The 12,626-nt window shown below is 70.8% G+C and carries 13 protein-coding genes; 8 read left to right on the top strand and 5 right to left on the bottom strand.

Annotated elements, in window-relative coordinates:
• Nucleotides 1-24 precede the first annotated feature (24 nt).
• The 6 genes from ACRYCC_RS23200 to ACRYCC_RS23175 all read left to right on the top strand — a co-directional run bounded on the left by ACRYCC_RS23200 (nucleotide 25) and on the right by ACRYCC_RS23175 (nucleotide 6,321).
• The gene (locus ACRYCC_RS23200) at nucleotides 25-1,206 is read left to right on the top strand and encodes a PucR family transcriptional regulator (RefSeq protein WP_433815253.1); all 1,182 of its coding nucleotides are present in this window, start codon (nucleotides 25-27) and stop codon (nucleotides 1,204-1,206) included.
• A 131-nt stretch (nucleotides 1,207-1,337) separates the two neighbouring features.
• Nucleotides 1,338-2,252 (top strand): ACP S-malonyltransferase, encoded by a 915-nt coding sequence (locus tag ACRYCC_RS23195; RefSeq protein ID WP_433815251.1) that lies wholly within the window; start codon nucleotides 1,338-1,340, stop codon nucleotides 2,250-2,252.
• A gap of 2 nt (nucleotides 2,253-2,254) precedes the next feature.
• The gene (locus ACRYCC_RS23190; RefSeq protein WP_433816041.1) at nucleotides 2,255-3,211 is read left to right on the top strand and encodes a beta-ketoacyl-ACP synthase III; all 957 of its coding nucleotides are present in this window, start codon (nucleotides 2,255-2,257) and stop codon (nucleotides 3,209-3,211) included.
• Between the two features lie 48 nt (nucleotides 3,212-3,259).
• Nucleotides 3,260-3,508, top strand: coding sequence for an acyl carrier protein (locus tag ACRYCC_RS23185; RefSeq protein WP_433815249.1), 249 nt, complete (start codon nucleotides 3,260-3,262; stop codon nucleotides 3,506-3,508).
• A gap of 76 nt (nucleotides 3,509-3,584) precedes the next feature.
• Nucleotides 3,585-4,853: a beta-ketoacyl-[acyl-carrier-protein] synthase family protein gene (locus ACRYCC_RS23180; protein WP_433815247.1), complete on the top strand. Its 1,269-nt coding sequence runs from the start codon at nucleotides 3,585-3,587 to the stop codon at nucleotides 4,851-4,853.
• A 28-nt stretch (nucleotides 4,854-4,881) separates the two neighbouring features.
• A complete protein-coding gene (locus tag ACRYCC_RS23175) occupies nucleotides 4,882-6,321 on the top strand; it encodes an acyl-CoA carboxylase subunit beta (protein ID WP_433815245.1) in 1,440 nt (479 codons plus the stop codon).
• Between the two features lie 163 nt (nucleotides 6,322-6,484).
• Here the strand turns inward: ACRYCC_RS23175 and ACRYCC_RS23170 are convergent, their stop codons facing one another.
• From ACRYCC_RS23170 to ACRYCC_RS23150, 5 genes are all read right to left on the bottom strand, one after another.
• The gene (locus ACRYCC_RS23170) at nucleotides 6,485-6,979 is read right to left on the bottom strand and encodes a DUF3145 domain-containing protein (RefSeq protein ID WP_433815243.1); all 495 of its coding nucleotides are present in this window, start codon (nucleotides 6,977-6,979) and stop codon (nucleotides 6,485-6,487) included.
• 138 nt (nucleotides 6,980-7,117) lie between these two features.
• The gene (locus tag ACRYCC_RS23165) at nucleotides 7,118-7,924 is read right to left on the bottom strand and encodes an ABC transporter permease (protein WP_433815242.1); all 807 of its coding nucleotides are present in this window, start codon (nucleotides 7,922-7,924) and stop codon (nucleotides 7,118-7,120) included.
• Nucleotides 7,924-8,853, bottom strand: coding sequence for an ABC transporter permease (locus tag ACRYCC_RS23160; RefSeq protein WP_433815241.1), 930 nt, complete (start codon nucleotides 8,851-8,853; stop codon nucleotides 7,924-7,926). The genes ACRYCC_RS23165 and ACRYCC_RS23160 overlap by 1 nt, the downstream gene beginning before the upstream one ends.
• Nucleotides 8,820-10,025, bottom strand: a complete 1,206-nt coding sequence (locus ACRYCC_RS23155) for an ABC transporter substrate-binding protein (RefSeq protein WP_433815239.1) — start codon at nucleotides 10,023-10,025, stop codon at nucleotides 8,820-8,822. Before ACRYCC_RS23155 ends, ACRYCC_RS23160 begins: the two co-directional genes overlap by 34 nt.
• A gap of 38 nt (nucleotides 10,026-10,063) precedes the next feature.
• Nucleotides 10,064-11,080: an ABC transporter ATP-binding protein gene (locus ACRYCC_RS23150; protein WP_433815237.1), complete on the bottom strand. Its 1,017-nt coding sequence runs from the start codon at nucleotides 11,078-11,080 to the stop codon at nucleotides 10,064-10,066.
• A 74-nt stretch (nucleotides 11,081-11,154) separates the two neighbouring features.
• Here ACRYCC_RS23150 and ACRYCC_RS23145 point away from each other — a divergent pair, with 74 nt between their 5' ends.
• Together ACRYCC_RS23145 and ACRYCC_RS23140 are read left to right on the top strand one after the other, a co-directional pair.
• Nucleotides 11,155-11,871: a FadR/GntR family transcriptional regulator gene (locus tag ACRYCC_RS23145; RefSeq protein WP_433815235.1), complete on the top strand. Its 717-nt coding sequence runs from the start codon at nucleotides 11,155-11,157 to the stop codon at nucleotides 11,869-11,871.
• Between the two features lie 12 nt (nucleotides 11,872-11,883).
• On the top strand, nucleotides 11,884-12,582 hold the full coding sequence (locus tag ACRYCC_RS23140) for a cache domain-containing protein (RefSeq protein WP_433815233.1): 699 nt from the start codon (nucleotides 11,884-11,886) through the stop codon (nucleotides 12,580-12,582).
• Nucleotides 12,583-12,626 lie beyond the last annotated feature (44 nt).

Below are 12,626 nucleotides of genomic sequence, written 5' to 3'. Positions count from 1 at the left end.
CCGCCGAGATGGCACTCTGTTCTGGTGGACACCACAAAGGAAGCGGCCATCCGGGAACAGACCACCAAGCGCCTCGAGCAGGCCATGGGCTCGTTCGGCACGACGGTGCTGGCCCAGATGGAGGAGCGGCTGCCGTGGTTCCGCCGGATGCTGCCCGACCACCGGTCCTGGATCGGCCTGGTCGCCCAGGCCGGCATCGCCGCCTTCGTCGAGTGGTTCAAGAACGCCGAGAACACCCGCCCGGCGATCGCCGGCGAGGTCTTCGGCACCGCGCCCCGTGACCTGCTGCGCGCGGTCCGCCTGCAGCAGACCATCGACCTGGTGCGGGTCATCATCGACGTGGTCGAGCTCCGGCTGGACGAGCTGGCCGCGCCCGGCGGCGAGGCGCAGTTGCGCGAGGCGATCCTCCGTTACACCCGCGACGTCGCCTTCGGCGCCGCGCAGGTCTACGCCCGGTTCGCCGAGACGCGGGCCGCCTGGGACGCCCGGCTGGAGGCGCTGGTCGTCAACGCGCTGCTGCGCGGCGAGGTCGACGACGGCATGCACTCCTGGGCCGCGGCGCTCGGCTGGTCCTCCAAGCCGGTCGTGGTCATCGCCGGCTACACCTCGCAGGACGAGGAGCCCGAGATCACCATCGACCAGATGCAGCTCGCCGGCCGGCGGGCCCGCGTGGACGTGCTGGCCGGCGTGCAGGGCGACCGCGTCATCGTGATCGTGGGCGGTGCGGAGGACCCGCTGGAGGCGGCCCAGCCGATCGCGGCCAAGTGCGGGCCGGGACCGGTCGTGGTCGGTCCCGCGGTGCCGGATCTGTACGGCGCGACGGCGTCGGCCCAGGCGGCGCTCGCCGGGCTGAAGGCCGCGTCGGGCTGGCCGGACGCGCCCCGGCCGGTGCTCGCCGAGGACCTGCTGCCCGAGCGCGCCCTGGACGGCGACTCCGACGCCCGCCGCTTCCTGACCAAGGAGGTGTACGGCCCGATGCAGTCCGCCGGTGCGCCGCTGCTCGACACCCTCACCACCTATCTGGAGCAGGGATCGTCGCTGGAGGCCACGGCCCGGCTGCTGTTCGTCCACCCCAACACCGTCCGTTACCGGCTACGGCGGGTGAGCGAGCTGACCGGGCTCTCCCCCACCGACGCCCGCGACGCCTTCGCACTGCGGATCTCTCTGGTCCTCGGCCGCTTCAGCGAAACCGGCCGTCCGTTATGAGATCGGTCATCTGACGCAAAGGTCTTCGACCGCCGCTACCTTGCCTTGTAGAGCTCGTACAAACCCGGGTGCCGAAACTTCGTCGTCACCGGCATCGAGGTGTAGGTCCCCCACAGGGCAAGGTGGGCAGCGTGATTCTCCTCGCAGCGCCCGGCCAGGGTGCCCAGACGCCCGGATTCCTCGAGCCATGGCTCGAGCTGCCCGCCGTCGCCGACCGCCTCACCTGGTGGTCCGCGGTCACAGGACTCGACCTGGTGCACTACGGCACCACTCCGGACGCCGAGGAGATCCGTGACACCGCGGTGGCGCAGCCACTCCTGGTAGCCGCCGCGCTCGCCGCCGCGCAGGCGCTGGACGCCACCCCCGACGTCGTCGCCGGGCACAGCGTGGGCGAGCTGGCCGCCGCCGCCATCACCGGCGTGCTCTCACCCGAGGCCGCCCTGGTGCTGGTGCGCGAGCGCGGGCGGGCGATGGCCGGGGCCGCCGCGGTCACGCAGACCGGGATGACCGCGGTGCTGGGCGGTGACGCCGACGAGGTGCTCGCCGCCATCGACAAGCACGGCCTCACACCCGCCAACATCAACGGCGCCGGGCAGATCGTGGCCGCGGGGACGCTGGAGCAGCTCGCGGCGTTCGCCGAGGAGCCGCCCGCGAAGGCGCGGCTGCGCCCGCTGTCGGTGGCCGGCGCCTTCCACACCGAGCACATGGCGCCCGCGGTCGAGGCCCTGGCCCTGCTGGCGCCGGGTCTGCCCGTCGCCGACCCGGCCCTCACCCTGCTGTCCAATCGGGACGGCAGCGTGGTCACCGACGGCCGCGAGTACGTCGCCCGCCTGGTCGACCAGGTCAGCTCACCGGTCCGCTGGGACTCCTGCATGCAGACCATGCGGGAGCTCGGCGTCACCGCGATCATCGAACTCCCCCCGGCCGGAACCCTGGTCGGGCTGGCACGACGCGACCTCAAGGGTGTGGAGACACTGGCCCTCAAGACCCCCGACGACCTGGACAAGGCCCGTGAGCTGATCGCGAACCACGGAGGTTCGCAGTGAGCCTGCGCATCGCGGACGGCCGGGCCGGGGCCAAGATCCTGGCGTTCGGCGACTACCAGCCCACCAGGGTGGTCACCAACGAGGAGCTCTCCCGGACCATCGACACCAACGACGAGTGGATCCGCAGCCGGGTCGGCATCGCCGAACGGCGCATCGCCGGGCCCGACGAGGGCGTCGTCGAGATGGCCGTCGCGGCGGGCGGCAAGGCGCTGGCGGCCAGCGGGCTGGGCGCCGAGGACATCGACCTGGTCATCGTGGCCACCTGCTCGGCGGAGACGCTCGTCCCCAACGTGTCCGCGACCGTCGCCCACCGGCTCGCCATCCAGGCGCCGGGCGCGTACGACGTGAACGCGGCGTGCGCGGGCTTCTGCTACGCGCTGTCCAACGCCAGCGACGCCGTCCGCTCGGGTTCGGCCCGCAACGTGCTGGTGGTCGGCTCGGAGAAGATGTCCCAGTGGGTCGACCAGACCGACCGGGCCAACTGCATCATCTTCGCCGACGGGGCCGGCGCCGCGGTCGTGACCGGCTCCGACACCTCGTCCATCGGGCCGGTGGTCTGGGGCAGTTCCGGTGCCGACGCGTCCAAGATCGAGGTCAAGGACCGCAACTCCTTCCTGCAGCAGGACGGCCAGGGGGTCTTCCGCTGGGCCACCACGGCGCTGCACCCGGTGGCGCTCGCGGCCTGCGAGCGTGCCGGGGTGAAGCCGTCCGAGCTGGCGGCCTTCGTCCCGCACCAGGCCAACCTGCGGATCATCCAGTCGATCGCCCGCAAGCTGGGCGCGGACAACGCCGTCGTCGCCGACGACATCGTCAACTCCGGGAACACCTCCGCGGCGTCGATCCCACTGGCCTTGGCGCACATGATCGAGCGTGGCGACGTCCCGTCCGGCGAACCAGCCCTCATCATCGGGTTCGGCGCGGGTCTCACCTACGCTGCGCAAGTCATCCAAATCCCATAGGTCCCTCGTTTACCGGGCCAACGTTTACAACAAAGGAGAAATAACAACATGGCAGCCACCGAGCAGGAGATCCTGGCCGGCCTCGGCGAGATCGTCGAGGAGATCGTCGGTATCCCCGCGGCCGAGGTGACCCCTGAGAAGAACTTCATTGACGACCTCGACATCGACTCGCTGTCGATGGTCGAGATCGCGGTGGCGGCTCAGGACAAGTTCGGCGTCGAGATCCCCGACGACGAGCTTCGGAACCTCAAGACCGTCAAGGACGTCATCGGCTTCGTTCAGGGCCTCACCGTCTAAGTGCTGTTGCGGCGCGCCGACTGCTCGTGCGGACGGCGCGCCGTTTCCGGCCCCCCAGTAATCAAGGAGCAAGATTATGAGCACTAACCAGGTCAAAGTGGTTATTACTGGTCTTGGCGCAACCACGCCGCTCGGTGGTGACGTCGCCTCCACCTGGTCGGCTCTGCTTGCCGGCGCCTCAGGTGTGCGCCCCCTTGTCTGGGAGGGCGTGGAAGAACTTCCTGTCCGTTTCGCCGCGCAGCTCGCCGTGGAGCCGGAGGAGGCGCTGCCCAAGCACCGGCTGCGCCGGATGGACCGCAACGAGGCCATCGCCGTGATCGCCGCGCTGGAGGCCTGGAAGCACGCGGGCTACGCGCACGGTGACGACGAGGGCGACACCGTCGACGGTGACCGGCTGGGCGTGGTCGTCTCCAGTGGCATCGGCGGTCTGCACACCGCGCTCAACAGCTACAGCGTTTTCCTGGACAAGGGCTGGTCGAGGGTTTCGCCGTTCACGGTCCCCATGCTGATGCCCAACGGGGCCGCGGGCATGGTGGGCATCGAGTTCGGCGCCCAGGCCGGAGTGCACGCCATGGTCAGTGCCTGCGCCTCCAGCGCCGACGGCATCGGCTACGCCATCGACATGATCCGCAGTGGCCGGGCCGACGTGGTCATCGCCGGCGGCACCGAGTCCTGCGTCCACCCGTTGCAGATGGCCTCCTTCGGGGCCATGCGGGCGATGTCCACCCGCAACGACGAGCCCGAGCGGGCCTCCCGCCCGTACGACAAGAACCGCGACGGTTTCGTGCTCGGCGAGGGCGCCGCCGTAATGATCTTCGAGTCGGAGGAGCACGCCCTCGCCCGCGGCGCGACGATCCACGGCATCGCCGCGGGTGCCGGCTACTCCGGCGACGCCCACGACATCGTGCAGCCCGACCCGACCGGGTCCGGTGCGGCCAAGGCGATGCGGCGCGCGCTCAAGGACGCCGGTCTCCAGCCCGAGGACATCGTGCACATCAACGCGCACGCCACCGCCACCCCGCAGGGTGACGTCGCCGAGCTCGCCGCCATCAAGGCGGCGCTGGGCGAGGAGGCGGCCGCCAAGGTCTGCATCACCGGCACCAAGTCGATGACCGGCCACCTGCTCGGCGGCGCGGGCGCCCTGGAGTCGCTCATCACCGTGCTGTCGCTGCGCGAGGGCCTGGTGCCCGCCACCGCCAACCTCGACGACCTCGACGACGCCGTGGACCTGGACATCGTGCGCGGCGAGCCGCGCAAGCTGCCCGACGGCCCCATCGCCGCGCTCAACAACTCCTTCGGCTTCGGCGGGCACAACACCGCCGTCGTCTTTCAGCGGGCCATCTGACGCCGCCTTACCCAAGGAGCCAGTCCGTATGACCGCGCTCGACAACAGGGTTGCGACGGCGCCCGTCCCCGCTCAGCAGGAGGAGGCACCCGACCCGCGTCATCCGCAGGTCCGGCTCTCCGCCCTCTTCGACGACGGGTCCTTCCGGGCTCTGACCGCCGACGACGGCAGCGGCGCGCTGGCCGGCATCGGCCGCGTCGAGGGCATCCCGGTGGTGGCCTTCGCCAGCGACCCGCGCGTCATGGGCGGCGCGATGGGCATGGCCGGCTGCGAGGCCATCGTCCTCGCCTACGACCACGCGATCCGCGAGCGGCTGCCGATCATCGGGCTCTGGCACTCCGGCGGCGCCCGGCTGGCCGAGGGCGTGGAGTCGCTGCACGCCGTCGGGATGGTCTTCAGCGCCATGACCCGTGCGTCCGGTGTGGTCCCGCAGATCTCGGTGGTGCTCGGCCCGGCCGCGGGCGGCGCCGCCTACGGCCCCGCGCTCACCGACATCGTGATCCTGTCCGAGAGCGGCAAGATCTTCGTCACCGGCCCCGACGTCGTGAAGTCGGTCACCGGCGAAGAGATCGACATGGCCGGGCTCGGCGGCCCCGAGCCGCACTCGAAGAAGTCCGGTGTGGTGCACGTCGTGGCCAAGGACGACGCCGAGGCCCTGCTGCAGGGCCGCCGGCTCGCGGTGCTGCTCGGCCACCAGAGCAGGGTGCGGCCCGACGAGGTCGAGGACGTCGATCTCGGTGGCATCCTGCCCGACAACGTCAGGCGCGCCTACAGCGTGCAGCCGCTGGTCAAGGACATCGTCGACGACCCCGCGGAGATGGTGGAGCTGCACGCCAAGTGGGCGCCGAACATCGTCACCGCGCTCGGCCGTCTCGGCGGCGGCACCGTCGGCGTCATCGCCAACAACCCGTTGCGGCTCGGCGGCTGCCTGGACTCCCTCTCCGCCGAGAAGTGCGCCCGGTTCGTCCGGATGTGCAATGCGTTCGGGGTACCGCTGGTCGTCCTGGTGGACGTCCCCGGCTACCTCCCCGGCGTCGGCCAGGAGCACGGCGGCGTCGTCCGGCGCGGCGCGAAGCTGCTGCACGCGTTCGCCGAGGCCACCGTGCCCCGGGTGACGCTGGTGACCCGCAAGGCCTACGGCGGTGCGTACATCGCCATGAACTCCCGCTCGCTCGGCGCCACCCGGGTCTTCGCCTGGCCGACCGCCGAGGTGGCGGTCATGGGCGCGGTCGCGGCCGTACGGGTCCTGCACCGGCGCAAGATCGCCGCTGTGCCGGAGGAGGAGCGCCCGGCCCTGGAGGCCAGGCTGGCCACCGAGCACGAGGAGATCGCCGGTGGCCTGCAGCGGGCCATCGACCTCGGTGTCATCGACCAGGTCATCGAGCCGTCGGCGACCCGCAGCAGCCTCGCCCGCGCCATCGCCGAGGCCACCCCGGCCAGAGGGTCGCACGGCAACATCCCCCTCTGACCCCGCTGCCCGACACCGACACCGACACCGACACCAGGTTCCCGCTTCCCCGGCACTTCCGTGATCATGCAATCGTTCGTCGGACGATTGCATGATCACGGAAGTGCCGGGGGTTCGGTTTCTGGCCCTTCGGGCGTTTCGGTCAGCCGGGGTCGGCTGGGGATCAGCCGGCCGCGTGCAGCCATCGGACGGGGGCGCCGTCGCCGGCGCGGCGGAAGGGCTCGAGCTCGTGGTCCCAGGGGGTGCCCAGCAGCCGTTCCAGCTCGTGCTCGAGCGTGGTGCGGCCGGAGGCGGCGTTGGCCATGACGGCGCGCAGCCGGTCCTCGGGCACCAGGATGTCCCCGCTGGCGCCGATGAGGCCGGTGAACACTCCGAGGGTGGGCGTGCAGCTGTAGCGGACCCCGTCACAGCCGGGGGTGGCGTCCTCGGTCACCTCGAAGCGCAGCAGCTTCCAGTTGCGCAGGGCCGAGGCCATGCTCGCGGCCATGCCGACATGACCCTCCCAGCACAGCTCGGCGCGCATCGTGCCCGGAGCGGCCGGCTGATCCGTCCACGCCAGAGATGCGGGTACGCCAAGAACACCCGCGACGGCCCATTCGACATGTGGGCACAGCGCAGGTGGTGAAGAGTGGACGTAAAAAACGCCACGTGCAGCCACCAGACCTCCTGGTTGTGTACCGAGGCTCGTCTTCCCCTACGGCCTCGTACGTCCCAAGAAGATCTCGACGTCAGATTATTGTGCCGCATCCACACGAGGTGCACCAGCCCATAGCCGGACTCGGTCCCGATACCGCGCTCAGTGCGCCGACACCTCACCGGACAGCCGCTGCGCGAGATAGATCGGAACCACCGACGCCACGATCAGCACGGCCGCCACCACGTTCACCACCGGCGCCTGGTTGGGCCGGAACAGGTTGTTGAAGATCCAGATCGGCAGGGTCTGCACACCGGGCCCGGCGGTGAACGTCGTCACGATGATCTCGTCGAAGGACAATGCGAACGCCAGCAGGCCACCGGCCAGCAGTGCGGAGCGCAGCAGCGGGAACGTGACGTACCGGAAGGTCTGGAAGGTGTCCGCGCCGAGGTCGGCCGAGGCCTCCTCCACACTGGTGCCCATCCGCCGCAGCCGGGCCAGCGCGTTGTTGTAGACCGTGACGATGCAGAACGTCGCGTGGCCGACGATGACGGTGAACAGACCGAGGCCGAGGCCGAGCGGCTGCAGCACCACCTGGAAGGCGTTGCTCAGCGCGATGCCGGTGACGATGCCGGGCAGCGCGATCGGCAGCACCACCAGCAACGAGACCGTGTCCCGGCCGAAGAACGAGTACCGCTGCACGGCCAGGGCCGCCATCGTGCCCAGCAGCAGCGCGAGGGCCGTGGCCCCCAGGCCCGCCTTGAGGCTGGTGAGCACCGCCTGCCGGGCGCCCTCGTTGTCCATCGCCTGCGACCACCACCGCGTGGTCAGCCCCGACGGCGGCCAGCCGAACGCGCGGTCGGCGTTGAAGGAGTTGACCAGCACGACGAACAGCGGCACGTAGATGACGGCGAGACCGAGCGCCATGAAGCCGCGCAGCAGCAGCCGGGCGGTGCGGGAAAGGATCATCAGAGCTCCTCCAGAGCACCGGTGCGGCGGACCGCGGCGATGTAGACGAGCATCACCACGACGGGCACGGTGGCCACCGCGGCGGCGAACGGCAGGTTGTTGGCGGCGCCGATGTTGTCGTAGACCACGTTGCCGATCAGCTGGCTCTTACCTCCGACGATCTTCACGGTGATGTAGTCGCCGAGGGAGAGCGAGAAGGTGAAGATCGACCCGGCGACGAGCGACGGGAACGTCATGGGCAGCACCACCGACCGGAAGGTACGAGCCGTACGGCCGCCCAGGTCGCTGGAGGCGTTCAGCAGCGAGTCCGGCAGCCGCTCCAGCCCGGCGTACAGGGGCAGGATCATGTACGGCAGCCAGAGGTAGGCCAGGACCAGCACCGTGGCGGGCAGCCCGTACCCGGGACCGGACAGGCCCAGCGGCCGCAGCGCCCAGTCGGCCAGTCCCCCGTCGGAGAGCATCACCCGCCAGGCGTACGCCTTGACCAGGTAGGCCGCCCACAGCGGGGTGAGAATGGCGATCACCAGGAGCGGGCGCCACCGCGGCCTGGCGACCTTGGCCATGAAGAACGCCATCGGGAAGGCGATCAGCACGTCGAGCACGGTGACCAGCGCGGCCACGCCGATGCTGCGCAGGGCGATCCTGCGGTAGACCTCGTCGCCGACCACGTCCTGGAAGTTGCGCAGGCTGAACTCCTTGACCACCTGGCCGGTGAAGGTGTCGGTGGACCAGAACGCGGTCAGGAACATCGTCGCCAGGGCGCCGAGGTAGGCGACGAGCAGCCAGGCCAGCGGGGCCGACAGCAGCAGCGACAGCCGCAGTCCCGGTCTGCGGTGCAGCAGGGCGGCCGCCCGGCGCCGGAGACCCGGCGCCGGGCGGTCGGGTGAGGCCGAGGTCATCCCTTGATCGCCGTCCAGGCGCGCGTCCACTCGGAGTAGTCGATGCACTTGACGTCCTTGCGGCCGTCCAGGCACTGCCCGATCGGGGTGGTCCAGTAGTGCACCTTGGCGAAGTACGGCTCGTCGGCGGCGTGGTAGGTCTCGCAGAACTTCTTGTCCGCGGTCTCCTGGCAGGCCTTGGCGTTGGCGGGCGCCTCACCGAACCACTCCGCGACCTGGGCGTTGATCTTCGGCGAGACGATCCAGTCCATCCACTTGTAGGCGCAGTTGGGGTGCTGGGCCTTGGCCGCGACCATCCAGGTGTCGGACCAGCCGGTCGAGCCCTCCTTGGGCAGGGTGACCTGCACGGGGGCCTTCTCGGCCTGGGTGAGGTTGGCGATGACCTGCCAGGTGGTGCCGACCACCGAGTTGCCGCTCTTGAAGGCCTGGACCGACTTGGTGTAGTCCGACCAGTACTCGCCGATGTTGGCGTTCTGTGCCTTGAGCAGCGCGACCGAGGCGTCGAACTGCTTGCGGTCCAGCGCGTACGGGTTCTTGATGCCGAGCTGGGGCTCGGTCGCCATCAGATACAGCGCGGCGTCGGCGATGTAGATCGGCGAGTCGTAGGCGGTGACCCTGCCCTTGTACGGCGAGTTCGGGGCGAAGACGGCGGCCCAGGAGTCCGGGGCGGGCTTGACCTTGTCGGTGCGCCACATGAGCAGGTTGGCGCCGCGCCCGTGCGGGATGCCGTAGGCGGTGCCGTTCACCGAGTTCCACGGCTGGAGCTTCAGGGTCGGGAACACGTCGGCGTAGTTGGGCACCAGCGCGGTGTTGACGGGCGCGACGGTGCCCCCGGCGATGAGCCGGAGGGAGGCGTCGCCCGACGCGGAGACGGCGTCGTACTGCCCGGTCTTCATCAGGCTGACCATCTCGTCGGAGGTCCCGGCGACCTTGGTGTTGACCTTGCAGCCGGTGGCCTGCTCGAACGGGTGGACCCAGTCGACCTTCTTGTCGTTGGAGCCGTCCTCGGCGTACCCGGCCCAGGCGACCAGGTTGACCTGGCCCTCGCCCGCCCCGAGGGTCTTGAGCGCCGGGATGTTGGGCACGGTGAAACCGCCGGGGGCGGTGGTGGACCTGGTGCCGGACGAGCCGCCGCCGCAGGCGGCCATCAGGCCGGTGAACGCCACGGCGGCGGTGGCGAGCGCGATGCGCTTGGACCACATGGGGATCTCCTTGCTGGAACGGGCTGGGCTGGGGATTGTCAGGAGGCCTGCGCGGGCTCGGCGGCGGCCACCCGGAACTCGTGCTCGGCCCGCCAGCTGAGGTGCACGCGGGCGTCCCGGTAGCGCATGACGTCCATCGAGGAGGTCTGCAGGTTCTGCTGCAGCGCGACCACCCGGCCGCCGTCCTCGAGATCGACGACGAAGCGCGTCACCGCGCCCGCGTACACGACCTCCGCCACGGTGCCGGCGGCCTGCCGCTCGCCGTCGCGCCCGGCAGTGCCCGGCTCGGTGGTGAGGTGGATCTTCTCGGGCCGTACGCAGACGTCGCCGATCCGGTTGGAGGTGCCCACGAAGCCCGCCACGAACGCCGTCGCGGGCCGCTCGTACACCTCGGCCGGGGTACCGACCTGCTGGATCCGCCCCCGGTCGAAGACGGCGACCCGGTCGCTCATGGTCAGCGCCTCCTCCTGGTCGTGGGTGACGAACAGGAACGTGATGCCGGCCCGCCGCTGGATGGCCTTGAGCTCGACCTGCATCTCCTCGCGGAGCTTGAGGTCGAGGGCACCGAGCGGCTCGTCGAGCAGCAGCACCCTGGGCTCGTTGACCAGGGCACGGGCGAGCGCGACGCGCTGCCGCTGGCCGCCGGAGAGCTCGCCGGGCCGGCGCGCCCCGAAATCCTCCAGCCGTACGCTGCGCAGCGCCTCGACGGCCAGCTCCCGGCGCCGCGCCCGCGGCACCCGCTTCACCCTGAGGCCGTACTCCACGTTCTGCAGCACGTTCATGTGCGGGAAGAGCGCGTAGTCCTGGAAGACGGTGTTGACGTCCCGGTCGAAGGGGGCGAGCCGGGTCACGTCACGGCCGGCCAGCTCGATGGTCCCGCCGGTGGGCCGCTCGAAACCGGCGATCATGCGCAGCACGGTGGTCTTGCCCGAGCCGGAGGGCCCGAGCATGGAGAAGAACTCGCCGTCATGGATCTCGAGGTCGATCCCGGCGACCGCCTCGACCGGGCCGAAGGACTTGCGCAGGTCCCGGAGCCGCACCGCTACATCTGGCATGGCCAGAACCTATGGGGTTAAATGTTTCAAAACAAGGCACAATCCGGTATCACGGTCGTAAACCGAGGGGAGACATGGACACAGCGCGACGTGCCGTGTTCTCCCCGGTCGACAGCACCGCGCGGGTTGACGCGGTCGCACGCCGGCTCACCGACGCGATCGCGCTGGGCCTGCTCGCCGACGGGGAACAGCTGCCCAGCGAGGCCGAGCTCGCCGGCCTGCTCGGAGTCTCCACCGTCACCCTGCGCGAGGCGCTCATGGCACTGCGGCAGCAGGGGCTCGTGCGGACCAGGCGCGGACGCGGCGGCGGCAGCTTCGTGCGGACGCCGGCGGAGGCCGGCGATCCGAGCGCCCGGCTGCGCACCTTCGGCGCCGACGAACTGCGCGACCTGGGCGACCACTACGCGGCCATCGCCGGGGCCGCCGCGCGGCTGGCCGCGCGGCGTTCGCTGCCCGGGGACGTCGCCCCGCTGGTGCGGTCGCTCGACGAGATGTCGCGGGCCCGGTCGCCCGCGCAGCTGCGCAGGCTGGACGGCCGCTTCCACATCGAGGTGGCCGCCGCGTCCCAGTCGGCGCGGCTCACCCGTGAGGAGATCAGGATGCAGGCGGACATCGGGCCGCTGATCTGGCTGGACCACGAGCACCAGAGCGGCCGCGCACGCGTACACGCCCAGCACCGCGCGATCGCCGACGCCGTCCAGCGCGGCGACTGCGACCAGGCCCGGGACGTTGCCGAGCGGCATGTCCTCGAGGCCGTGGAACACCTCATCGAACTGCGTCTGGCGCTCTGATGCGAGGTCGGCATGCTCACTGAGCCCGAGGCCATCGACGCGGCCGTCGTCCGGGTCCGCGACACCATGGACGACGTCTTCTGCGCCCTGAACGAGGTCCGCGAGGCCTCGGCCCGGCAGGCCGGCGCGGTGCGGGACCTCGGCCGCGACCTGGTGCGAGCGGATCTCGCCCTGCTGCGGCCGCTGCTGTTCGGCCGGCTCGGCATGGTCATCGCCGGGATCGGGTTCATCGCGGCGCCCGGCCTGCTCGCCGACGCGGCCTGGTATCTGGAGTGGTGGCAGGCCGGTCCCGCGGGCGCCCCCGTCCAGTTGCTGCACGATCTGGACCCGGCCAGCAGCGCCTTCTACGACTACACCCACTGGGACTGGTTCACCGGGCCGCGGGCGGGAGCGGAGAAGACGATCTGCGGGCCGTACGTCGACTACCTGTGCACCGACGAGTACAGCCTGACGCTCTCCGTGCCGGTGGTCTCGGCGGGCGCCTTCATCGGGGTGGCCGCCGCCGACGTGTTCGTGCGCAGCTTCGAGAGCGCCGTGGTGCCGGTGCTGCGGAAGATCCCCGCCCCGGCGTTCGTGATCAACACCTCCGGGCGCGTGGTGGCCTCCAACACCGCGCGGTGGACCCCCGGCGCGATCTACCGGGGGGACCGCGGCTTCACCGTACGGCCCTGCGGGGACCTGCCGCTGTCACTGGTCACCGCGCCGGCCTGAGCCGCCGCTCGGCTGCCGGAATCTCCAGCCGATCACAATCCTGC

Origin of the sequence: Actinomadura scrupuli (genome assembly GCF_050971785.1) — a bacterium.
GTDB classification, from domain to species: domain Bacteria; phylum Actinomycetota; class Actinomycetes; order Streptosporangiales; family Streptosporangiaceae; genus Actinomadura_E; species Actinomadura_E scrupuli.
This window is presented reverse-complemented; position numbering and strand designations above follow the sequence as displayed.